General features: G+C 66.7%; 17 protein-coding genes and 1 pseudogene. 10 read left to right on the top strand and 8 right to left on the bottom strand.

From position 1 onward, the window contains the following. Positions 1–14 precede the first annotated feature (14 nt). From IPG97_03955 to IPG97_03935, 5 genes and pseudogenes are all read left to right on the top strand, one after another. Positions 15–635, top strand: coding sequence for a LytR C-terminal domain-containing protein (locus IPG97_03955; protein ID MBK6855723.1), 621 nt, complete (start codon positions 15–17; stop codon positions 633–635). A 56-nt stretch (positions 636–691) separates the two neighbouring features. Further along, the gene (gene otsB, locus IPG97_03950; GenBank protein MBK6855722.1) at positions 692–1,438 is read left to right on the top strand and encodes a trehalose-phosphatase; all 747 of its coding nucleotides are present in this window, start codon (positions 692–694) and stop codon (positions 1,436–1,438) included. A gap of 13 nt (positions 1,439–1,451) precedes the next feature. Further along, positions 1,452–2,879, top strand: a complete 1,428-nt coding sequence (locus IPG97_03945; GenBank protein MBK6855721.1) for a trehalose-6-phosphate synthase — start codon at positions 1,452–1,454, stop codon at positions 2,877–2,879. After that, positions 2,857–3,840 (top strand): glycerate kinase, encoded by a 984-nt coding sequence (locus tag IPG97_03940; GenBank protein MBK6855720.1) that lies wholly within the window; start codon positions 2,857–2,859, stop codon positions 3,838–3,840. Before IPG97_03945 ends, IPG97_03940 begins: the two co-directional genes overlap by 23 nt. 203 nt (positions 3,841–4,043) lie before the next feature. Next, positions 4,044–5,499, top strand: a pseudogene (locus IPG97_03935) (amidase). On the opposite strand, the gene IPG97_03930 reads toward IPG97_03935, so the two are convergent. Then, a complete protein-coding gene (locus tag IPG97_03930; GenBank protein ID MBK6855719.1) occupies positions 5,500–7,227 on the bottom strand; it encodes an EAL domain-containing protein in 1,728 nt (575 codons plus the stop codon). A gap of 117 nt (positions 7,228–7,344) precedes the next feature. Here IPG97_03930 and IPG97_03925 point away from each other — a divergent pair, with 117 nt between their 5' ends. Continuing rightward, the gene (locus IPG97_03925; protein ID MBK6855718.1) at positions 7,345–8,073 is read left to right on the top strand and encodes a hypothetical protein; all 729 of its coding nucleotides are present in this window, start codon (positions 7,345–7,347) and stop codon (positions 8,071–8,073) included. A 13-nt stretch (positions 8,074–8,086) separates the two neighbouring features. Here IPG97_03925 and IPG97_03920 read toward each other — a convergent pair whose 3' ends face one another. Then, complete coding sequence (locus tag IPG97_03920; protein MBK6855717.1) at positions 8,087–9,145, bottom strand: flippase-like domain-containing protein; 1,059 nt, start codon at positions 9,143–9,145, stop codon at positions 8,087–8,089. A gap of 242 nt (positions 9,146–9,387) precedes the next feature. On the opposite strand from IPG97_03920, the gene pcrA reads away from it, so the two are divergent. Next, positions 9,388–11,640, top strand: a complete 2,253-nt coding sequence (gene pcrA / locus IPG97_03915) for a DNA helicase PcrA (protein MBK6855716.1) — start codon at positions 9,388–9,390, stop codon at positions 11,638–11,640. Positions 11,641–11,647: 7 nt separating this feature from the next. Here the strand turns inward: pcrA and IPG97_03910 are convergent, their stop codons facing one another. The 4 genes from IPG97_03910 to IPG97_03895 all read right to left on the bottom strand — a co-directional run bounded on the left by IPG97_03910 (position 11,648) and on the right by IPG97_03895 (position 16,185). Next, the gene (locus IPG97_03910) at positions 11,648–13,099 is read right to left on the bottom strand and encodes a hypothetical protein (protein MBK6855715.1); all 1,452 of its coding nucleotides are present in this window, start codon (positions 13,097–13,099) and stop codon (positions 11,648–11,650) included. 160 nt (positions 13,100–13,259) lie between these two features. Continuing rightward, positions 13,260–14,285 (bottom strand): NAD(P)-dependent oxidoreductase, encoded by a 1,026-nt coding sequence (locus IPG97_03905; GenBank protein MBK6855714.1) that lies wholly within the window; start codon positions 14,283–14,285, stop codon positions 13,260–13,262. Next, positions 14,285–14,986, bottom strand: a complete 702-nt coding sequence (locus IPG97_03900; protein MBK6855713.1) for a glycosyltransferase family 2 protein — start codon at positions 14,984–14,986, stop codon at positions 14,285–14,287. The genes IPG97_03905 and IPG97_03900 overlap by 1 nt, the downstream gene beginning before the upstream one ends. After that, positions 14,983–16,185: a nucleotide sugar dehydrogenase gene (locus IPG97_03895; GenBank protein MBK6855712.1), complete on the bottom strand. Its 1,203-nt coding sequence runs from the start codon at positions 16,183–16,185 to the stop codon at positions 14,983–14,985. The genes IPG97_03900 and IPG97_03895 overlap by 4 nt, the downstream gene beginning before the upstream one ends. 103 nt (positions 16,186–16,288) lie before the next feature. On the opposite strand from IPG97_03895, the gene IPG97_03890 reads away from it, so the two are divergent. Together IPG97_03890 and IPG97_03885 are read left to right on the top strand one after the other, a co-directional pair. Then, entirely contained in the window at positions 16,289–17,620 is a 1,332-nt protein-coding gene (locus tag IPG97_03890; GenBank protein MBK6855711.1) for a diguanylate cyclase, read from the top strand. Positions 17,621–17,678: 58 nt separating this feature from the next. Beyond that, the gene (locus IPG97_03885; protein MBK6855710.1) at positions 17,679–19,190 is read left to right on the top strand and encodes an AMP-binding protein; all 1,512 of its coding nucleotides are present in this window, start codon (positions 17,679–17,681) and stop codon (positions 19,188–19,190) included. A 26-nt stretch (positions 19,191–19,216) separates the two neighbouring features. On the opposite strand, the gene IPG97_03880 is transcribed toward IPG97_03885, so the two are convergent. Together IPG97_03880 and IPG97_03875 are read right to left on the bottom strand one after the other, a co-directional pair. Then, positions 19,217–20,188, bottom strand: coding sequence for an NADPH:quinone oxidoreductase family protein (locus IPG97_03880; GenBank protein ID MBK6855709.1), 972 nt, complete (start codon positions 20,186–20,188; stop codon positions 19,217–19,219). Between the two features lie 10 nt (positions 20,189–20,198). After that, complete coding sequence (locus IPG97_03875) at positions 20,199–20,702, bottom strand: hypothetical protein (GenBank protein MBK6855708.1); 504 nt, start codon at positions 20,700–20,702, stop codon at positions 20,199–20,201. 136 nt (positions 20,703–20,838) lie between these two features. Between IPG97_03875 and sucC the strand changes: the two genes are divergently transcribed. Next, complete coding sequence (gene sucC / locus IPG97_03870) at positions 20,839–21,978, top strand: ADP-forming succinate--CoA ligase subunit beta (protein ID MBK6855707.1); 1,140 nt, start codon at positions 20,839–20,841, stop codon at positions 21,976–21,978. Positions 21,979–22,009: the final 31 nt, after the last annotated feature.

Here is a 22,009-nt window from a genome sequence, read left to right as displayed (position 1 = left end):
ACAACTCTTGTCCGATGGCCGCGACCGCACCCTCACCTCAAAAATCCGGCGGGCTCGACGCCAATGCCCGCGGCTTGGCCGTCTTGGCGGTGGCTGTCGTGGTCGGGCTCCTGCTGCTGATGACCAGCGGAGGCGGCGGGGGCGGCACCCAGGTGTCGGCCTCAGCAGGCGACGGCTCGGTCACCACCATCGACATCTCCGATCTGGGTGACACCGAACCAGGCGATGTGACCACCACCACCCCAGATGAGACCACCACCTCGTCGAGTACCCCATCCGATGGGCTTCGCGACCCTGGAGAGGTGAAGGTCCTTGTCCTCAACGGATCGGGGCTTCCCGGGGTGGCCCGTACCACCAGTGACACGATTGGGGAGAAGGGCTATGTGATGCAGCCGCCGGGCAACTCTGCTGCCTCTGCCACCACCACCGTCGTGTACTACGCCGACGGCTTCCAAGCCGAGGCCGAGGCGGTGGCGCTGTTGATCGGCAAGGCTTCCAGCGCCGTCGAATCGATGCCGTCCACCTCCCCGGGGCCCGGGGCCGACAACGCCAACGTGGTCGTGGTGCTGGGCAAGGACACCCCACCGGCTGACTCGTCGGGTTCATCCACCTCCTCCTCCTCCTCGGCAAACTGAACCAGAGCCCGCTCGGTACCGCCCTTGGGCCCTTAGCCGCTGATCCGAGCAGCGCCATGTTGCTGTTCGACTTCGACGGCACGTTGGCCGCGATCGTCGATGATCCGGCTGAAGCCCGACCTCGTCCCGGTGTGGTCGAACGGCTTGTCCTGCTGTCGACCCGATACCGACGGGTCGGAGTGGTGTCGGGTCGCCCGGTGTCGTTTCTGACCCGGCACCTTCCTGCTTCGCTGTTCCTCTCCGGTCTCTACGGGATGGAGACCAGCGACGAGCTCGGTGCGACGGTGGTCGATCCCGCGTTCTCCAGGTACTTGGAACCGGTCGCCGCCGTGGTGGCGGCTGCACGAGAAGCCCGGCTCTCCGACGTTGCCTTGGCCGAGATGGAGGTGGAGGACAAGGTGTTGTCGGTGACGCTCCACTACCGCTCCAGCCCTGGCCTCGCCCAGTCCGTGGAGGCGTTGGCCCACACCCTGGCCCAACGCCATGGCCTGACCGTGCGAGCGGCGCGAATGTCGGTGGAGGTGCACCCTCCCGTCGAGGCCGACAAGGGATCTGTCGTCCAGCACCTGGTCACTGCTGAGCCCGACGTCGACGCGGTGCTGTTCGTGGGCGACGACGTCGGCGACCTGCCGGCCTTCGAAGCACTGGGGGCATTGAGTGAGGGCGGAGTTCAGACCATGGCCATTGCTGTCGAGTCGACCGAGATCGATCCTCGCCTCCGGCGCCGGGCCGATCTGGTCATCCGCGAAGATGAGGTCGTGACCCTTTTGGAACTGCTGGCCACCGCTCCTCCGCCGGCGTGACCGGGAGAGCCCCGTGACCACCTCGATCGACCTCGATCTTGCCCATCGCCGAGTGGTGGTGGTGTCCAATCGAGGTCCCGTCACGTTCCGACTCGACGACCACGCCACCCCGGTGGCCGTGCGCGGTGCCGGAGGTCTCGTCTCTGCCCTCGGACCCCTGGTGCGAGGAACCGACACCACCTGGGTGGCCGCGGCGATGACCGACGGCGACCGGGTCATGGCCGCTCGGGGCGTGACCGACGCCGAGGGGTTTCGAGTCAGGCTCTTGGACTTCGAACCGCGGTGGTGGCGGGAGCACTACGACACCGTGTGCAACGAAGCGCTGTGGTTCGCTCACCACGGCTTGTGGGATCCGGTCTATGAGCCGAGCTGGCCTGTCGGATGGGTGGAAGGTCCCTGGGCGGCTCATAGACGGGTGAACGAGGCCTTCGCCCAAGCGGTGGCGAGCGACGCCCCGACCGGGGCGGTGGTTCTGGTGCAGGACTACCACCTCTGCCTCATGGCCCCGATGTTGCGGGATCGGCGCCCGGACCTGGATCTGGTCCACTTCAGCCATACCCCGTTCGCTCCGCCGGAATGGCTGGGGATGCTCCCCACCGCGGCCCGCGTCGAACTGCTAGAAGGATTGGCCCGGTTTCATGCCTGCGGGTTTCACACCCAGCGTTGGGCTGACGACTTCGAGAGTTCCTGCTCGGCGTCGGGGGTGGAGGTACCCCCCGTGTTCGTTGCTCCCCTCGGGCCTGATCTCGATGACCTGAGGGCAACGATCGGGTCAACGAAGTGCAGGGACGCAGCTTCCGAACTCGACCTCCTGGTCGGGGACCGGACCTTCGTGGTGCGGGTAGACCGGATCGAGCTGTCCAAGAACATGGTTCGAGGTTTCTTGGCCTACGAAGCGATGCTCAAAAGTCGCCCGGACCTTCACGGCCGGGTGGTGTTCGGGGCGTTCTGCTACCCGTCACGCCTGGGTGTCGATGCGTACGACCGCTACCACCGAGCTGTTGGCGAGGTGGTCGATCGGGTCAACCAGCGGTTCGGGACCGAGGAGTGGGAACCGATCCACTACGACCCCACCGACGACTACCCGAGGTCAATGGCCGCATTGGCCCGAGCCGACGTGGTGATGGTCAACGCCATTCGAGATGGTCTCAACCTGGTGGCCAAGGAGGCCGCCCTGGTCAATCGTCGTCATGCCCAGATCCTCCTGTCACCCGAGGTCGGTGCCTGGCACGAGCTGGCCGAAGGGGCGTGGCTTGTCGACCCTTTTGACGTGGGCCAGACGGCGGCGACGCTGGCCACCGTGGTCGAGCTCGACCCCGACGAACGCCGCCGTCGGGCTGAGCTGCTGGTCCGTGCCGCGTCGGCGCGTACCCCGACCGACTGGCTGGCTGACCAGATCGCGGCCGCACCGCGGAGCCATGCGGATACTCGTCGCCCCTGACAAGTTCCGGGGAACCGCCACCGCCGCGCAGGTTGCCCAAGCGATGGCGTCGGTGGGTCGCTCCCTCGGGGCCCGGGTGCGAGAGGTGCCCTTGAGCGACGGCGGCGAGGGTTTCCTCGACGTCTTCGGTGGTGCCAACCGGTCGATGCTCGTGACCGGTCCACTGGGATCGCCTGTCGAGGCCGGCTGGCGCCTCCAGGGCCGCACCGCGGTGGTGGAGATGGCCCAGGCTTCGGGCTTGATGCTGATCGGGGGACCCGGAGGGAACGATCCGGTGGCTGCCACCACCAGCGGAACCGGCGAGTTGATCGCCGCCGCTGTCGACCTCGGTGCCCGGCGCGTGGTGGTCGGCCACGGCGGATCGGCCTCGACCGACGGCGGGCTGGGAGCAGTTCAGGCCCTGTTCCCCGGGGCGCGCCTTCGAGGCGTGGAGCTGGTGGCCGCAGTCGATGTGAGAACCGAATTCACTCGGGCTGCCGATGAGTTCGGTCCCCAGAAGGGTGCCACCCCGGCCCAGGTCGAACTGTTGAGCCGACGGCTCAGGCGACTGGCCCAGGTGTACCGGGACGAGCATGGGGTCGATGTGACCACGATGGCGGGGTCGGGAGCAGCGGGCGGACTCGCCGGAGGGTTGGCGGCGTTGGGGGCGACCATAGTGTCAGGCTTCGAGCTGATCGCCGAAGAGCTCGATCTGGCTGGAGCGATCGAGAAGTCCGATCTGGTGGTCACCGGCGAGGGGTTCGTGGACGAGACTTCCTTCGACGGCAAGGTGGTGGGCGGGGTGGTGGAGCTGGCGTCTGAGGTCGGTGTGCCGGTGCTGGTGGTGGCTGGGGAGCTGTTCGACGGGGTTCACCAGTGGGTCGACGCGGTCAGCCTGGTCGAGAGGTTCGGGCGTGAGCGGGCCATGAACCACACCCAGGTGTGCATCGGCGAGGTGATCCGGGAACGCTTGTCGATCTGAGGTGACCATGCGCGCTGCGTCTACGGCATCGCGCGCTGACCACGAACCACCATGGTGAAGCGGACGGCTTGCTGTCTGCACTGCTCCCGGCCCGGGTGGACTCCTGGTCCGGTTCGAGCATCGTGGCCACCGGTCGGTCACCCCTAGGGCCGGCCGGTGGTCACAACCAGCCTAGGCACTCCGTTCACGCCTACGGTGCGGTCATGACCTCTTCGGTAGTTGTTCCCGCGGAGCTGGATGCAACCGGCCAGGCCGCCCTCGTCCGGTCGGGCCAGGTGTCGGCTCTGGAGCTGGTGGATGCCGCCATCGAAAGGGTCGAGCGCATCGACCCGACCTTGAACGCGGTGATCCATCGTCGGTTCGAACGGGCTCGGGAGGAGGCGGGCCGGGTCAACCCGGCGGTGGGTCCCTTCCCCGGCGTGCCCATGGTGCTCAAGGACATGGACGGGTCCCAGGCCGGCGAACCACTCCACCTCGGCACCCGGTTCTTGAAGGAACACCACTACCGGGCCACGGTCGACTCCGAGCTGTTCCAACGGTTTCGGGCCGCAGGCCTGATCGTCGTAGGCCGGACCAACGCCCCCGAGTTGGGGTTGGTGACCACCACCGAACCGGCGGCCTACGGACCAACGCGCAACCCGTGGGATACCGCTAGGTCGACCGGCGGATCAAGTGGTGGGTCGGCGGCGGCGGTGGCAGCCGGGATGGTGACAGTGGGTCATGCCGGAGATGGGGGCGGATCGATACGGATCCCGGCGTCGGAGTGTGGCCTGGTTGGACTCAAACCAAGCCGTGGTCGGATCACGTTGGGCCCGGACCTAGGTGAGGCTTGGGGTGGGCTGGTGGCTCGATTGGCAGTCACCCGGTCGGTTCGGGACACAGCCGCACTGTTGGACGTGGTCTGGGGTCCCGGTGTGGGGGACCCGTACTGGGCGGCGCCCCCGGTCCGGCCCTATGTGGACGAGATCGGGATGGACCCCGGCGAGTTGCGCATCGGCTGGGTGGCCGATTCGCCCGATGGATCCTTCCAGGCCGACCCCCAAGTGGTGGCGGCCACCGCCGCCACCGCCGGCCTGCTCGAAGAGTTGGGTCATCGTGTCACCGAGGCCCATCCCCCCGGTCTCACCGATCCGGCGACCACCACCCACTTCCTGGTTGCCTACGGGGTTTGGGTGGCGCGGGAGTTGGACCGGATGGCCGAGATGGTGGGAGAGCCGGTGACCGTCGATGGCGTCGAACCGGGGACCTGGGTGCTGGCCGAAGGGGGAAGGTCGGTGACGGGGGCCCAGTACGTGGCCGCCATGGAAGGCATGCACGCTGCGTCGCGTCGACTGGTGTCATGGTGGCAGGAGCACGACCTCTTGTTGACGCCGACGATCCCCGAACTGCCTCCCACATTGGGCCAGTTCACCTCGACTGCCGATCAGCCCCTCACCGGTCTGTTCCGATCGAGCCCGTTGGTAGCGTTCACCGCTCCCTTCAACATCAGCGGTCAGCCCGCCATCTCCTTTGCCGTTGCACCAGAGCAGCGAAGGTCTGCCGATGGGCATGCAACTGGTGGCAGCCCCCGGACGCGAGGACTTGTTGATCCGCGTAGCGGCGCAGTTGGAGGAGGCGGCCCCGTGGGCGGACCGCCGGCCCGAGGTCTGGGCCGATTGATCAACCGGTGATCATGCGCTCGAACTCGTCGGGTGGCACCGCGGGGCTCCACAGATAGCCCTGAGCGCCGGTACAACCCAGCTTGCGCACCACGTCGGCTTGGGCTCTGGTCTCCACCCCTTCTGCGGTCACCCGGATGTCGAGCTGCTGGGCCATGGCCACGACCGCTGCGGCCAGGCGCTGATCCCGGGGGGAGGTGTCGATGTCGGTGACGAAGCTCCGGTCAAGCTTGACCACGTCTATGTGGTAGCGGCGCAGGTAGGTGAGTGAGGCGTAGCCGGTTCCGAAATCGTCCAGCGCCACCTTCACCCCCCGGGCGGTCAGCCCCTTGAGGTTGCGGGTGGCGGTCGGGGTGTCGTGCAGGAGCGTGGTCTCGGTGATCTCCACGCACAGCAGGTCGGCTCGAGCCTGGTGGCGGGCCACGGCCCGGTCGAATGCTCCCAGTAGGTCTGGGTCGTTGAGCTGGCGGCTGGCCAGGTTCAGTCGGATGATCACCTCCCGATCGGTCCAGACCGCCGACTGGCGAACCACTTCGTTCAGTACCCAGGCCCCGATGGGGGCGATGAGGCCGCTGTCCTCGGCCACATCGATGAAGCGTGCCGCCGGGAGCACCTCGCCGGAGGGATGGTGCCAGCGCAAAAGCGCCTCGGCTGAGCGAATCCGTCCGGACCGAAGGTGAACCTCGGGCTGGTACCACATGGCCAGCTCGCCTCGCCCGAGGGCCCCGCGCAACTGGTTCTCTATCCGGAGTCGGTCGTCCACTTCGAGTCGGAGGGCCTCGTCGAACACCGACACGCCGTCTCGGCCGTTGGCCTTGGCCACGTACATGGCGGTGTCAGCTTCTCGGATCAGGTCGTTGGCGTCGATGGTGACCCGGGTCGGAGCGGTCACCGAGATGCCGACGCTGGCCGTGGTGGACAGCTCGGTCTCGCCCGAGAGCAACGGCTGGCGAAAGGCCTCCACGATGCGCAGCGACACCCCGACCGCTTCGGCTGGGTCGGTGAGGTCTCGCATCACGACCACGTACTCATCGCCGCCGTGACGGGCCACAAGATCTTCGGGCCTCACGTTCTGGCGGATCCGTTCGGCGGCAAGGCAAAGGAGGCGGTCGCCGACGGCATGACCGAGCGAGTCGTTGACCAGCTTGAACCGATCGAGGTCGATCAGAAGCACGGCGGTGGTGAGTCGGGAATCTTCGGAGGACTCGATGGCGTGGTGGAGCACCTCGAGCAGGGCGGACCGATTGGCCAGCCCGGTGAGCGGGTCCCGAGCCGCGGCTCGAACCAGGGCGTCCTCGGCCATCTTGCGGGCGGTCACGTCCCGGGACATGACGATCACATGGGTCACGTCGCCGGTGTCGTCTCGCTGGGGCAGGAGGGTGGTCTCGTACCAGCGTTCACCTTCCAGGTTGACGATCACATCGTGATAGGTCGTCACGTCGCCACTGGCGAACACCTTGGAGATCCGCTCCTCCCGAACCTCGACCTCCTCGGGCGGGTACCCGAGGTCGGCCTGGGTGGCCCCGAGGAACCGCTCGGCTCCGATGCCGGTTAGTTGGATCGCGCGGTCGTTGACGAAGTCGTATCGCAAGGCTCGATCGAACCGGACGATCGAGTCCGCGGTGTGATCGACGATCACCTTGAGCAGTTCGGCATCACTTTGGAGCTGATCCACGGCGCGCTCGACAGAAGGGTCCGCGTTCGGTCGAGCCTCGTCTTGTGCCCCCATGCGTGGTCCTTCCATCGGCTCGGTCCATCCGGTCGAAGGGCCTTGGCACCGATGTGACGCGGATAATACGCCCGATACCTCTGAGATATCTCCGGAATCGTGTGGGAGGATTGATCCATGGCAGCAGACATCGCCGAGTTGGCGGGGGAGTGGCGTTATCCGGAACTGGTCGACTACCTAGACGTCGACGCGGGGGTTCCGGTCCTGCAGGGCGAGAGGTTGTCGGTCCTCACCGCCGAGGAGCGGTCGGTAGCTCTGACCGCGGCTGAGATGCGGGTCGAGTCCATGGTGGCGGATCTGGATGCTCGTACCTTGGCCCGGTTGTCAGTCGATGCCGTCGAGCGTCTCTATCGCGGTGGAGCATCCCTAGACCTGTGGACTCCTGACATCTCTGCCTACGTGCGGGCCACGTGGGGCGTTGTGTTCTCGTCACTGGCTCAGCGTGGGTTTCGCATCCACTACGTGGTCGAGCACCGCTACCCGGAACGGATCGGGCGCCCGCTCGAGCTGTATCCGGGCTTGTTCGCCGCGGCTGGCATCGACTACGTCTGCCCGCACATCTTCGCCAACGATTTGCCCGAGGCCGCCGAGGCCGAGGTGAATCCGCAGGCTCTGGCCCCGTTCCTGGCCGATGGGCGTGCGCTGGCGCTGGAGAGGGCCCGAGAGGTGGCCACGGCCGGACGGCATCTGGCCTACCTCGAACTAGATCCAGAATCTGGAGCTGTCGACGAGGTGAACGCGCTGGTGTCCTCGACCCCTGGCACCATCGGCGTTCACCGGGTGGGTATGCCAGATCCTGTGAATCCCCCGCAGGTTTCGCTGGCCAGCCGGGGCCCGTCTGCGTGACCAAGGGCGCTGGTCAGATCGGTTCTTCGGGGGGGTTCGATCCCGCTGCGGGGTCGGGGCTCTTGACCCAGCGGTACTCACCGGCTTGATCGTCCCAAACCCGACGGGTGGCGGCCCGGCCGGTTTCGTGGGCAAGGTCGCGAACGGTACCCATCTTCTTCTGGCGTCCCAGAGCGCCGAACCTCAAAGACAGGTAGGCCGTCCCTCCTAGCGGGATCGGCAGCCAGAACTGGACGAACCGCCAGCACAACACGGCGATGGTGGCGGTGCCGGCCGGAACCCCGAACCCGACGAGGGTGGGGGTCAGCGCGGCCTCCACCACGCCGAGTCCGCCGGGGGTCACGGGTATGGCGGCCAGAACTCCAGCTAGCCCGTAGGCCACGATCAGGTTGATCGGGTTGACCCACGCTCCGAACGCCATCAGGAACACCCACAGTGACGCGGCTTCGAGCAGCCAGTTGGCGCTGGCCCACAGCACCCCGCTCTTGAGTAGCTGTGGCTGGCGGGCCAGGTCGTGGAGACGATCGGCCAACTGGTGGACGAACCGCGACGCCGTCTCCTCCTGCACGTAGGGCAGTCGCCGGGCGATGGAGCGGAGCACCTTCTCGGCTCGGTCGCGACCCTCCATCAACAGGTACACCAGAGCCGCGGCCGAGGCGAGCAAGATCACGCCGACCAGAGCGACACCGGCGTAAAGCGGGTTGTAGCCGTTGAGGGGAATGGATATGAGGAGGGCGACCCACAACAACAGGTTGAGCACCACGGCGGATCCGAGCCCCACGGTGGCCATGGCGAACCCGGCCGAGGTGGGCGCGACTCCGGCCTCGGTGAACAGTCGGTAGCCGAGCGTGCCCCCGCGGCTGAACCACCTGGAACCACGTTGGTCACGGACTTGGTGGCTAGCTGGATCCGGAAGATGGTGAACAGCGAGAGGTGAGGTTCGGGGGGGAGTGTCACCTTGGTCAGCACGGTGTAGGCCAGCAGCGACGCGATCTGAAGTCCGACGGCGACCGCTAGGAGGACCGGGTTGACCTGGGTCAGGAGGTCGGCTGATTCCTTGGACCGAGCCCACTGGGGCAGGACCACGTAGTAGACGACGAACAGGAAGAGGAGCACGAAAAGCGTTCGCTTGACGGCGCGCAGAGACGTCGAGGCTCGCCGTCCGTTGGTGGCGGGAAGCGCTGCGGCCGAGTGGTCCGCGGTGGCGGCTGGATCGAGCTCGGGAGACACGATGAGTCCATTCTTCCCGGCCCGGGCCCCGTAGCCCCGGATAGGCCGTCGGTGGCCGCCGGTAGGGTTGGCCCGATGTCGTCGATGCCTTCCCTGTCTCCCCTGGTAGCGGGCCTGAACCCGGTCCAGGCCGAGGCGGTCACCCATCTCGAAGGCCCGCTGCTGGTGGTGGCCGGGGCCGGGTCGGGCAAGACCCGCGTGCTCACCCATCGCATCGCCCATCTGATCGACCAGGGGGTCTCGCCGTTCGAGATCCTGGCCATCACCTTCACCAACAAGGCCGCTCAGGAGATGCGAGAGCGCGTCGGGGCCCTGGTGGGCCCGGTGGCAGACAAGATGTGGGTGTCCACGTTCCACTCGGCTTGCGTGCGGATCCTGCGTCGAGACGGTCACCATCTGGGGTTCCCGTCGTCGTTCACCATCTACGACCAGGCCGACGCCCAGCGGCTCACGGGCTATGTAGTCAAGGACTTGGGGCTGGACTCCAAACGGTTCCCACCCCGTCAGGTCCATTCGATCATCTCGGCGGCCAAGAACGACGATCTCGGCCCGGAGGCGTACCGGGAACGGGCCCAGGTCATCTTCGAACGCAAGATCGCCGACGTGTACTCCGAGTACCAGGCCCGGCTCCTCAAGGCCGGAGCCATGGATTTCGACGATCTGCTACGCAACGTCGTCGAGCTTTTCCGAACCCAGCCCGAGGTCCTGGGTCACTACCGCCGCCGCTTCCGCCACGTCCTGGTCGACGAGTACCAGGACACCAACCGCGTCCAGAACGAACTCGTCCTCCAGTTGGCGGGTGAACACCACAACATCTGTGTGGTCGGAGACAGCGACCAGAGCATCTACCGGTTCAGGGGCGCCGACATCCGCAACATTTTGGAGTTCGAGGAGGCCTTTCCCGAGGCCACCGTGATCGTGTTGGAGCAGAACTACCGCTCGACCCAGACCATCCTCGACGCCGCCAACTCGGTCATCTCCAACAATGCGGGACGCAAGCCCAAGGAACTTTGGACAGAGGAGGGTGACGGTCACGCCATCATCCGCTACCACGCCGATGACGAGGGTGACGAGGGCCAATGGGTGGCCCACGAGATCGCCAAGCTGCACGATTCGGGCCGCCACAGCTGGGGTGACGTCGCCGTCTTCTACCGCACCAACGCTCAAAGCCGGGTGGTGGAGGAACACCTTCTGCGGGCCGGGATCCCCTACAAGGTGGTTGGCGGCACGCGCTTCTACGATCGACGAGAGGTAAAGGACGCGCTCGCCTACCTGAAGGCCGCGGTCAACCCGGCGGATGAGATCTCGGTGAAGCGGGTGCTGAACCTGCCCAAGCGGGGCATCGGAGACAGCACCGTGGCCCGTCTGGACGCCTGGGCCGCCATGCACGGATACACGTTCATGCAGGCACTGCGGCGGGCAGACGAGGCTGGCGTCACCGGGCGGGCGGTGAGGGGTATCGAGTCGTTCATCTCGTTGTTGGATGCCGTCGAGCCGCTGGTCGTCGATGGCCCGGCGGCGATGCTCGAAGCCCTGTTGGACTCCAGCGGCTACGCCGCCGAACTCCAGGCCGAGCACTCGGTGGAAGCCGAGGGACGGCTGGAGAACCTGGCCGAACTGGTGGGATCGGCGCGGGAGGCGACTTCGGTGGACGAGTTCCTCGAACAGGTCAGCCTGGTGGCCGATTCCGACCAGATCCCCGACGACGATTCTCAGGTCGTTCTCATGACCTTGCACTCGGCCAAAGGCTTGGAGTTCCCCGCCGTGTTCCTGGTGGGGCTGGAGGACGGCGTGTTTCCCCATCTCCGGTCGTTGACCGAGCCCCACGAACTGGAAGAGGAACGGCGGCTTGCCTACGTCGGCATCACCCGGGCTCGTGAACGGCTCTACCTGAGCCATGCCTGGAGCCGGACCATCTTCGGGTCCACCCAATACAACCCGCCCAGCCGCTTCCTCGACGAGATCCCCCAACGCCTGGTCCAGGCGATCGAAGGCAACCGACGGTCCTCCCGATCCGGGGCCTGGGCCGACGCCGCGTCGATGACGTCCTCCGAGTCGAGCTGGGGTGAACGACCCCGCCGTCAGAGCCGCATCTCATCGGAACGGCGGGCCGCCAACCGGGAACGCATGGTCGACGCCGCAATGGACGCGGGGTCCCGATCCGTAGCTGGAGACTCCGGCTTCCGCATCGGAGAAGACGTGGTGCACGGCAAGTGGGGCGAAGGGGTGGTGGTGGACCTACGGGGTTCGGGTGACAAGACCGAGATAACCGTGAACTTCCCCACGGTCGGCCAGAAGGTCCTGTTGTTGGCGTGGGCCCCGCTGAAGAAGGTGTGAGTCGGTATCAGCCCGAGACCACACAGGCACCGGGGGCCCGCAACTCCCAAGGTTCGTCGGTCAGCACCGATCGCAGTGTGATCTTCGCCCGATGGGACCCGGCCACGGCGGCGACGGTCACCCAGTCCGAGCCGAACCTGCGGACGTCGACAACCGCTGTCCTAGCTCCTGGGGTCACGGTCACAGATGCCAAGGGGCCGAGCCTGAGAGTCTCCACCGGAGCGCAGTCTGACGGTGCTGTGCTCGGTGGCAGATCCTCGATGGTCACAGACTCGGTCAGCAGGCGCTCGAGGTCGCCCTGGCCCTCGGGGGGACCGAATGCCGTGAACAGGGTTCGGAGATCACCGGCGGTCAACAGCCCGAAGGCCAGGCCCATATCGGTTGGTTCAGGAACCAGGGTCGGAAACATGTCCACGATCACCGATTGCTTGCGCTGGACCTGACCGAACTGTCCGTGGAGGTCTCGGAACTTCACGAAGCCACCGTGGCTTCCCGCGATGGTTACCGCAGCGACGACGGCCGCGCCTGCTGCGGGCCAATGTCGCGTCCAGGAAAGCGCGGGGACGGGGGGCAGCCTGATGGGATCGTCAGGAACCAGGGCGACGAGGATCATTCCGGCGCTCACGATGTCGTACCGGTAGACGTTATCTAGGGGCAACATCCACCTCATCCACTCCAGACCGAACCACCAAACGAAGAGCCCGACTGACCAGGCGAGCATGTTGGCGCCGTAGGCAGGGCCCTTCCGTAGGCGGATAGCCAGGAAGGCGAGGAAAGCGACGGCCAGGGCCGTGCCCAGACCTTCGTGGCCCAGAGAAAGCTGAGAGAACGAGCTCACCCAGTCTCCGGCAGTTCGTACAAGTAGTTCAGACAGTGGTGGCCTGGCTTGCGAGACGGCTTCGGACTGCCCTTCGACGGCAACGGATCGCCAAACAAGCCAAGCGACGGTGGGCGCCGCCGTCGCCATCCATCGTCGGAGGCTGGCCCGTCGAAGGGCGCAGTGGGTGAGCGCGGCCGCGGCCACCGCCAGCCCGGCACTGCTGGTACTGAAGGCGAATACCAGAGCTCCGGCCACGATCAGGTCATCGCGGTTGGCGGTACCCCGAAGCCCGTAGGCGCAGACGACCCCTCCGGCCATGGCCAAGGAGTGATTGAACGACCCTGCTTCGAGACTCAGGTGCGGCGACCAGAGGAGAGCGAAGGAGCATGCCGCGGCGATCGGAGGTGTGAGCCTCGACCTGGAGGTGAGATAGAAGGCGACTGCCAATGAGGAGAAGGCCAGCAGACCCATGAGGCGATATGGGCTGTGGGTCGAGAACCCGAAGATCCCTAGCAGTACGCGGTACCCGGTGAGCATCGTGATCGTCAGATGACCGTTGTAAGGCCGGAAGATGCCCAGGGGATCGCGCACCTGGTCGGCCATGGGCCATTCATCGATGAAGAACCAGACGTCCTTCATGGCCTGAAACCAGTACGCGACCGTGCCGACTACCACCGCAGCCCACACGAAATCGACAGTGGTCAGATTCCGTAGCCGGGGCGGCCTCGGTGGTGCCTGACCGTCGCTTTGCTGGCCGGGCTCGTGCTGTCGCACCGTGCCGTGCTCTCTTCCGTTAGGTTCAGATTCGGCCGTCGGTCACGGCCTGCGCGATCCAAGGGATCACCTCGTCGAGCATCTCGTCGAGGGTGGTGGTGGCCTCGAAGCCCAAGACGTCTCGGGCCTTGTCGACGGAGGGGACCCGCTTGGCTACGTCGTGTTCGAACGCATCGTCGGACACGATCGACAGCGGGACGTCGGGACCCTTGATCTTGCGCCAGATCACCTCGGCCAGCTCGCGCACCGTGGTGGATTGAGCGGTGGAGAGGTTGAAGTCCTCGTTGCGGGCGGCGGGGTGCTCCATGGCGGTCACGATGCCGCGGGCCAGGTCTCCGCCGTAGGTGTAGTGGCGCACCTGGTTGCCGTCGCCGAGGATGTGCAGGGGGTCTTGTCCCTTGACCACCTTCTGCACCAGGTCGGGTACCACGTGGCTCATGGCCAGCTTCACGTTGCCGCTGGGGACCTCGACGTCTCCCAGGGCCCGCCCTTCGCCGATCCCCACGCAGTTGAACGGACGCACGATGGTGTAAGGCAGCTTGTACTGATCCCAGGCCGCCCGGGCGAAGTACTCGACCGCCAGCTTCTGGAAGCCGTACGACGACAGCGGAGGAGCGATCTTGCGTTCGTCACCTTCGACCGAGGGCCAGTGGTCGGTGGACTCGAACACCATCGAGGAGCTCATGTAGGTGACCTTCTGGAGCCGGCCACCTTCCTGGAACACCTTGATGGCGGCATCGCACGACGCCGCCATGATGCGCTCGTTGTTGGCGATCAGGTCGTAGGCGTAGGCGTGGAAGTACGAGATGCCGCCGATGAGGGCGGCTCCGGCGATGAAGTGGTCGCAATCCGCCAGCAGTTCGACCATGAGGTCGGTGTCTCGGCAGTCACCCTCTACCAGGCGGTAGTCGGGGTGGTCGTCGTAGGACTTGGCCACCTTGCCGTACTTGGAGTGGTTGTCGATGCCCACGACGGTGTGACCGCGTGACAGCAGCTCCTCCACCACGTAGCCACCGATGAAACCTGAGGAACCACTGACCAGAACGTTCATCACAACCTCGGCCCGAAGGCGTATCGATACCACCGCAGGTAGCGGGGCAACCAGGACCAGACCTGGAAGTTTGAGGCACCGACCGTGCGGTCGAGCCAGATGGTGGGTAGTTCGGCTACCGGCAGTCGGTGACGGCGGGCCTTGGCCACCATCTCCAACCCGAGCTCGAAGCCGGTGTCGGACTCTATGCCGACCATGTTCACGAAGTCCCGGTCATAGGCCTTGAACGAGTTGGTGGCATCGTGGGTGCCGACCCGGCCGAACCAGTACAGCGACAGTCCGACGGCGCGTGACATGACACGCTTGACCACCGGGCCCCCCACCTGTTGGCCGCCCTTCAGATACCGGGACGCGGCGGCGACCACCACCCCTCGTTCGACCAGCCGAACCAGCGCCTCTACCTGTTGAGGGTCGTCGCTGCCGTCGGCCATGGTGACCACGACGATGCCGGAGTTGACGTGGTCGATGCCGTACTTCATGGCCCGCGCCGCGCCCCGCCCGTAGGTGTTGTGGGTGGGCACCAGGCGGGGATCTCGCTCGGCGTACTTCTCCAGGTGGGGCAGGGTGGTGTCGTCGGGGGTGTCGTAGACGGCCAGCACCTCGCACGGCAGGGTGATCGAGTCGAACAGCCGGTCGAGGAACACCTCGATCTCGGCACCTTCGTTGTAGACCGGTACCACCACCGAGAAGCGTGGGCTCACGCTCTGGCTCCGGTACCCAAGATGTTCCACACATCCATGGCGGGAACGGTGGGGTTGATCTGGGCGTAGGCCCGGTGGGGGGCACCGACCACCAATATGTCCGCCTGTTCCAAGACCTGGTCGAGCGGGACCAAGTCGTCGTCGACCGACACGTACGGGTCGGTACACAACACCCGCTCGGCCTTGATCTTCAGGAGTCGCTTCAGCTTGTAGCTGAGGCTGGAGCGGATGTCGTCGGACTCGCCCTTGAACGCCATGCCCAACAGCCCGACGGTCATGGTCGACAGGTCGTGGTCCTTCTCGATCTGGTCCACGAGGTACATCGGGAGACCTTCGTTCACCATCATGGCGGCGTGGCCCAGCATGAAGTTGTTGTTGTTGAAGGCCGCCAACTGCATGGTGTCCTTCAACAGGCACGGCCCGGCCGCCAGCCCGGCGCCGGGAACGTCGGCGGCCCTGGGGTAGTCCTGGGTCATGGCCCGGCGGATGGCCTCGTAGTCCAGCCCGTAGTCGGTGGCCATCATGTAGAGCTGGTTGGCGGCCGCGAACTTGATGTAGCGCCAGGTGTTGGTGAACAGCTTGGCCAGCTCGGCCTCTTCCACCCCGACGGTGACGATCTGGTTCGTGAGGTAGCCGAACAATTCGGCGGCCCGGGCCGTGGACTCGTCGGTGCGGCCCGACACGATCTGGGGGAGCGTGTGCAGCTCCTCCATGGCCTTGCCCTCAGCGATGCGCTCGGGGCAGAAGGTGACGTCGATCTGCTTGCCGTGGCGGGCCAGCAGTCGCTCCACCAGGGCTGTCACGCCGGGGTAGACGGTGCTGCGCAGGATCAGGTGCTGTCCGTCGTGGAGGTGGTCGATCATCGCTTCGATGGCCTTCACCACCGCAGCTGGATCGGGGTTCAGGTGCTGGTCGACGGGTGTACCGACAACGACGACCACGTGCTCCACGGCTGAGACGCTGGCAGGGTCGCTGCTCAATGTGAGCTTGCCTGCGGCCAGCGCGCGAGCCAGCACCTCGTCTGCGCCGGTCTCGAAGAACGGCATCTTGCCGGCCCGAACGGTGTCGATCGCCGCGTCGTTGATGTCGTAGAGGAGTACGTCGAGCCCGGCGTCGGCGAAGGCCAAGCCCAGCGGAAGCCCGACGTGACCGCAGCCACCGACGACGGCAACCCCCCCTGGTTCACCTTGGTTGCGCACGGCACGTGAGGCTAGCCGAGGGCATGGGTCCAATGGCCCGTTCTCGGGTTTCGGGTGTTCTGAGCTGCCGTGGTTGCGGATGGCATCGGTATCGTCGCTATGGATGGGAGAGAGCGAGGCACCCGGCCCGGGGCTGAGCGACGCCGCCTTCCGGGTGATTGTCGAAACCTTGTCGTTGCCGGTGCTGGTGACCGATGCGGTCGGAACCGTCACCTACGCCGGTGGGTCGGTCGAGCGGGATTTCGGCTATCGGCCGGCCGAACTGGTCGGTCGGAACGTGCTGGAGTTCACCCCACCCGACGAGGCCGAAAGGGCGCTCCAGTCGATCGACGAGTTGGGCCGTGCCGACGAGCTGGGGATCGGTGTCCCCACCGCCTTCCCCATAATCTGCAAGGACGGCTCTCACCGGTGGATGTCGATCGGAGCGGTGCCGTTGCTCGACACCGTCGTTCAGGGCACGACCTTCTACTTCATGTCCTGGGATGCCCAACGCCACCTCGATGCCTTCTTCGCCGCGCTCCTAGCCGACGAACCGCTCAACGTGGTGCTCGGGCTCCTGGCCCGATCGATAACAGTGGCCCTTCAGGCCATCGGAGTATGTATCCACTTCGGCTTCGACGGTGAGCGCTTCACCGGCGTCACCGGAACCGGGCATCCCGCCCGTTCCCCTGATCCCGACTCGGGACCCTGGTGCGACGCGGCCCGAAGCGGTGAGATGCAGGTCGTCTCGCTGACCGGTTGTCATGAGGCCTGGTGCGGCGCAATCCCAGATTCGGTCCGTGGCTTCTGGTCCATTCCCATCCCGGCCATGGCCGACGTCGAACCGGCGGTGATGACGGTCTGGCTCCCGGCCGACTCGGCTCCGGTACGGGCCCATGACTTCGAGTTGTCCCGGTCGCTGGGCTACATCCGGTTGGCTCTGATGCGTTCGGCCGAGCACCGTCGCCTCGCCTACATGGCCGACCACGACCACCTCACCGGTCTGCTGAACCGGTCTCGTCAGCAACAGGTGATCGGCGAAGCCCTGGCCGCCGACGAGGAGCTTGCGCTCCTCTACTTGGACCTGGACGGGTTCAAGGCGGTGAACGACACCCGGGGCCACGGCGTGGGCGACGCCGTGCTGGTCGAGGTGGCCCGTCGGCTTCGGGAGGCGACCGCTGGGGTCGCGGAGGTGGCGAGGATCGGGGGCGATGAGTTCACCGTGTTCGTCCGGGCCAACGTCGCCACGGCCCGCGATATGGCTGACCGGCTGGTGAAGGCGTTGGACTCACCGGTCCTGGTCCAAGGTGAGCCGGTTTGCCTTGGTGTGTCGGTAGGTCTGGCTACCGGCCCAGCTCGATCGGTAGACGACCTGTTGCACCGGGCCGATGTAGCCCTCTACCGAGCCAAGCGGCGGGGTGGTGGTCGCGTCATCGAGGATGTTCCCCCCGTCTGACCGCGGTTGCCATCCACGGGGCTAGCACGGTGGGCGGCCCGGTTCCTAGGGTGAGCAGATGAACCTGGGAGTGCGTTTCGATCTGGCCCGCGGCAAGGACCTCACCCTCGGGGTGTTGATGGAACGGTTGGCCACCCTCCACGGCGACCGACCGATGGTGGTGGAGGCCGACTCGGGCCGGGTTCGGACGTTCAGCGACGCGGCTGGCGACGTGGACCGATGGGCTGGGGCCATCCAGGCTCTGACCGAACCCGGAGACCGTGTCGTGCTGGCCACCGGCAACACCTATGAGCAGTTCCTGTTGGTGTTGGCGGTGGCCCGTGCCGGTCGGCTGCCCGCTCCTGTGAACAGCCAGATGGCACCGGCCGAGGTCGAGCACGTGATCCAAGACTCCGGGGCCACCCTGGTGCTGGCCACCGCCGAGGAGCTCGACACCGACAAGCCGCTCGGACGGGCCGAACCGGCTGATCCCGGTGACGTGGCTGCCCTCTTCTACACCTCGGGGACCACCGGCAAGCCCAAGGGTGCGCAGTTCACCCACCGAGCGTTGTTCGGCGGCCTGCCGCTGACGGCTCTGATCCCCCGTCGTACGCACCGGGACGAGCTGGTGGCCGCCCTGCCGGTGGCCCACATCTTCGGCTTCACCTTGATGATCGCCGGGGCCTGTTCGGGCATGCCCGTCTACTTCATGCCCAAGTTCAACCCGGTGAAGGTGCTCGACGCCATCGAGACCAGGCGGGCCAGCATCTTCGGTGGGGTGCCAGCCATGTACCGGATGATGCTGGAGGCGGGCGCTCCGGAACGGAACCTCAAGTCGATCCGGATGTTCATCTCCGGTGCCGACGCCATGCCCCAAGAGCTGTCCCAGCAGTTCAAGAAGTTCGGGGCCACCACCCAGCTCCCCGTCGTCGGCCCGGTTGGTGACGCCACCTTCGTCGAGGGCTACGGGATGGTCGAGACCGGAGGCGGGGTGGCTCTGCGGGTGTCGCCTCCGCTGGTTCCCGGCGCGCTGGGCGGATCGATGGGCCTGCCCCTGCCCGGGGTGAAGTTCAAGGTGGTCGACCCCGATGGCAACGAGGTCCCGGTGGGGACGGTGGGTGAGCTGTACCTGTCGGGCCCGTCGATCCTCAAGGGTTACCACGGTGCCCCCGAGGCGTCAGCCGCGGCCCTGACCAGCGACGGATGGCTTCGCACCGGTGACATGGTCCGGCGGGGCCCTCTGGGATCGGTGAACTTCGAAGGCCGAATGAAGGACGTCATCAAGCGGGGTGGCTACTCGGTGTACGCCGTAGAGGTTGAACAGGACCTCGAGGAACACCCCGACGTGGCCGAGGCCGCGGTGGTTCCCTACCCCGATGCCCGTGACGGGGAGGTGCCGGTGGCTGCCGTCCGCCTCCAAGCCGGGGCCTCCTTCGACGAGGCCGCGTTGCGCGCCTTCGCCGAGGGTCGGATGTCTCGCTACAAGGTGCCGGCCCACTTCGTGGAGGTGGACGATTTCCCCCGCACCGGAACCGACAAGATCCAGCGCAAGAAGGTGGCGGAGATCGTCAACGGTCTGATCGAGGCCTGAACCGAGGGGCTCAGCCCTGGCCCCGCTCAGGGGACCAGGACGACCTTGCCCTGCAATCTCCGTTCCAGCAGGTCCCGCAGGACGGCGCCGACCCCGTCCAGCGGTCTCTCGGTAGGTTCGGAGGGGTGCAGATCGCCGGAGGACACTCCGCTGAGCACCTCTTGCAGCAGCACGGATTGTTCGTGGGGGTTCCTCATCGCCCACGCACCCCAATCCACGCCTATGACGCTTCGGTTGTTCAGCAGGACCAGGTTGGTGCGCAGCGAGGGGATCTCCCCAGCCGCGAACCCAATGACGAGCAGCCTTCCGCCCATGCCCAAGGCCCGCAGTGCCGCCTCGGTGTGGGCGCCGCCCACGGGGTCGACGACCACGTCGAGTTGGCCACCGGCCAGTTCTCGAGCCCGGGCCTTGAGGTCTTCATCCTCGTAGGCGATGGTCATCTCGGCGCCCATGGCGACGGCGTCGGCCAGCTTCTCGGCGGTGGAAGCGGCGGCGATGACCCGGGCCCCCAGGTGGCGGGCCACGTCGATGGTGGCCAGGCCCACCCCTCCGCCGGCACCGAGCACCAGGACCGTCTCTCCTGGTCTGACCGCGCTCCGTCGGGTGAGGGCGAACCAGGCCGTGCAGTAGCTCTGAGCCAGTGCCGCCGCCGCCGGGCTCGAGAGGTTGTCGGGAACGGGGGTGAGGCTGGCGGCCGGTACCACCACGTGGCTGGCGTAGGCGCCCAGCCCCAACGACGACAGCACCCGGTCGCCCACCGTCGGGCTGGTCACGTCCTCACCCACGGCCACCACCGTCCCGGCCAGTTCGCTCCCCGGGGTGAAGGGCGGGGGCACCTTGATCTGATAGCTGCCGGCCACGAACAGGGCGTCCACGAAGTTCACCCCTGCCGCTGCGACCTGGACCCCGACCTGGCCGGGCCCGGGGGTGGGGTCGGGCAGGTCCTCGATGACCAGGCCCTCGGGTTCTCCCCACGCGGTGCACACGACTCGACGCATGCCGCGAAACCTACCGGGTCGTGGTGGACCCCGAGGGCTTGCGGGCATCCGCGTTCAGGTCCACGTCCACCTGTCCGTCGACCACCGTCACCTGGAACTGGGGCAGGCCGGCGCCGTCGGCTGGGGCGATGAGGTCGCGGTCGCACTTGGCTCGGAACGTGCGGTCCTCGGCCTGCCAATCCCAGGTGCAGTCACGCGGTTTGTCGATGGGGGCGGCCAGGAAGGCGTACCAGCCCGAGTCGGGGTCGTCGCCGATGTGGTGGAGGATCATGTCTCGGTCCTTGCGACCCGACACGTCGGCATACAGGCGGGGCCCGGTTTCGGCTATGCGTCCGGCCAGGGCCTCGGCCCGGCCCGCCTTGAAGGTTTGGTCGCCCAACTGGAGGTCGGGACTGTTGCGGTCCTTGAGGGTGAGGGTGATCAGGCCCAGGGTGCCGAACAGCACCACCACCCCGACCAGGGCCACCAGGGCTGCCCGCCCGGCGTGGTGGCCCGAACTCTCGACCGGGCTCACCGGTGTGGATGGGGGACGATCACAGGCACCTGCCTAGTATCCCTGCCGTGTCGTGGCCCCTGCGAGTCGCGGCCGTGCCTACGGCAACCCCCAATCCGCCAGCCTGAGTGTTCAGCGCTACCTCCCAGGAGTCCTCGTGGACCTTCTCGAGTACCAAGGCAAGCAGTTCTTCGCGAGCTTCGACATCCCGGTCAGCCCGGGTGAGGCGGTGACCACCGTCGAAGACGCCGTGGCCGCCGCCGAACGGATCGGCTACCCGGTGGTCATCAAGGCCCAGGTCCACGTCGGTGGACGGGGCAAGGCCGGTGGCGTGAAGCTTGCCGCCAACGCCGATGAGGCCCGTGAACACGCCGGAAACATCATCGGCCTGGACATCAAGGGCCACATCGTAAAGACGGTGTGGGTCGAGTTCGCGTCCGACATCGCCGAGGAGTACTACGCCAGCTTCACCCTGGATCGCTCGGCCAAGAAGCACCTTGGCATGCTCTCGGCTCAGGGCGGCGTGGAGATCGAGACCGTGGCCGAGACCGACCCCGACGCCATCGCCAAGATCTGGATCGACCCGGTCGACGGGCTGAGCGAAGAGGCCGCCCGCGCCTGGGTCGAGGCCGCCAAGCTCAACCCGGCCGCCACCGACGGCGCGGTCGACATCCTCCTCAAGCTCTACCGGGCCTACACCGAGGGCGACGCCGACCTCTGCGAGATCAACCCGCTCATCCTCAAGCCCACCGGCGAGGTCCACGCCCTCGACGCCAAGGTCACCCTGGACGGCAACGCCCAGTTCCGCCACGAAGGCTGGGAGGTCTTCGAGGCCACCCAGGTCCGTGACGAGCGCGAGCAGGCCGCCCACGACAAGGGTCTCCAGTACGTCGGCCTAGACGGCACCGTCGGCGTCATCGCCAACGGCGCCGGCCTGGCCATGTCCACCGTCGACATCGTCAACCAGGTCGGTGGCAAGCCCGCCAACTTCCTCGACATCGGCGGCGGTGCCAACGCCGAGGTGATGGCCGGGGCTCTTGAGGTCATCAACAACGACCCCAACGTCAAGTCCATCTTCATCAACATCTTCGGTGGCATCACCAAGGGCGACGAGGTGGCCAACGGCATCGTCACCGCCCTGGGACGCGTCAAGATCGACGCTCCCATCGTGATCCGCATCGACGGCACCAACGCCGATCAGGGCCGCGAGATCCTCGCCGCCCACGAGTCGGACATGCTCCAGTCCAAGCCCACCATGCTCGAGGCCGCCCGCACCGCGGTCGAGCTGGCCAAGTAAGCCCCGCGACCGAAGGAAGAGAGACAGAACG

The organism is Microthrixaceae bacterium, from assembly GCA_016702505.1.
Classification (GTDB): domain Bacteria; phylum Actinomycetota; class Acidimicrobiia; order Acidimicrobiales; family Iamiaceae; genus Aquihabitans.
The sequence above is the reverse complement of the archived record's forward strand: the minus strand, read 5'-3'. Positions and strand labels throughout refer to the sequence as shown.

Excerpts from the sequence above, each read along its gene's own strand:
- IPG97_03955 (MBK6855723.1), top strand. The coding sequence starts at position 15 with ATGGCCGCGACCGCACCCTCACCTCAAAAATCCGGCGGGCTCGACGCC.
- otsB (MBK6855722.1), top strand. The coding sequence starts at position 692 with ATGTTGCTGTTCGACTTCGACGGCACGTTGGCCGCGATCGTCGATGAT.
- IPG97_03940 (MBK6855720.1), top strand. The coding sequence starts at position 2,857 with ATGCGGATACTCGTCGCCCCTGACAAGTTCCGGGGAACCGCCACCGCC.
- IPG97_03930 (MBK6855719.1), bottom strand. The coding sequence starts at position 7,227 with ATGGGGGCACAAGACGAGGCTCGACCGAACGCGGACCCTTCTGTCGAG.
- IPG97_03925 (MBK6855718.1), top strand. The coding sequence starts at position 7,345 with ATGGCAGCAGACATCGCCGAGTTGGCGGGGGAGTGGCGTTATCCGGAA.
- pcrA (MBK6855716.1), top strand. The coding sequence starts at position 9,388 with ATGCCTTCCCTGTCTCCCCTGGTAGCGGGCCTGAACCCGGTCCAGGCC.
- IPG97_03910 (MBK6855715.1), bottom strand. The coding sequence starts at position 13,099 with ATGAAGGACGTCTGGTTCTTCATCGATGAATGGCCCATGGCCGACCAG.
- IPG97_03905 (MBK6855714.1), bottom strand. The coding sequence starts at position 14,285 with ATGAACGTTCTGGTCAGTGGTTCCTCAGGTTTCATCGGTGGCTACGTG.
- IPG97_03890 (MBK6855711.1), top strand. The coding sequence starts at position 16,289 with ATGGGAGAGAGCGAGGCACCCGGCCCGGGGCTGAGCGACGCCGCCTTC.
- IPG97_03885 (MBK6855710.1), top strand. The coding sequence starts at position 17,679 with ATGAACCTGGGAGTGCGTTTCGATCTGGCCCGCGGCAAGGACCTCACC.
- IPG97_03880 (MBK6855709.1), bottom strand. The coding sequence starts at position 20,188 with ATGCGTCGAGTCGTGTGCACCGCGTGGGGAGAACCCGAGGGCCTGGTC.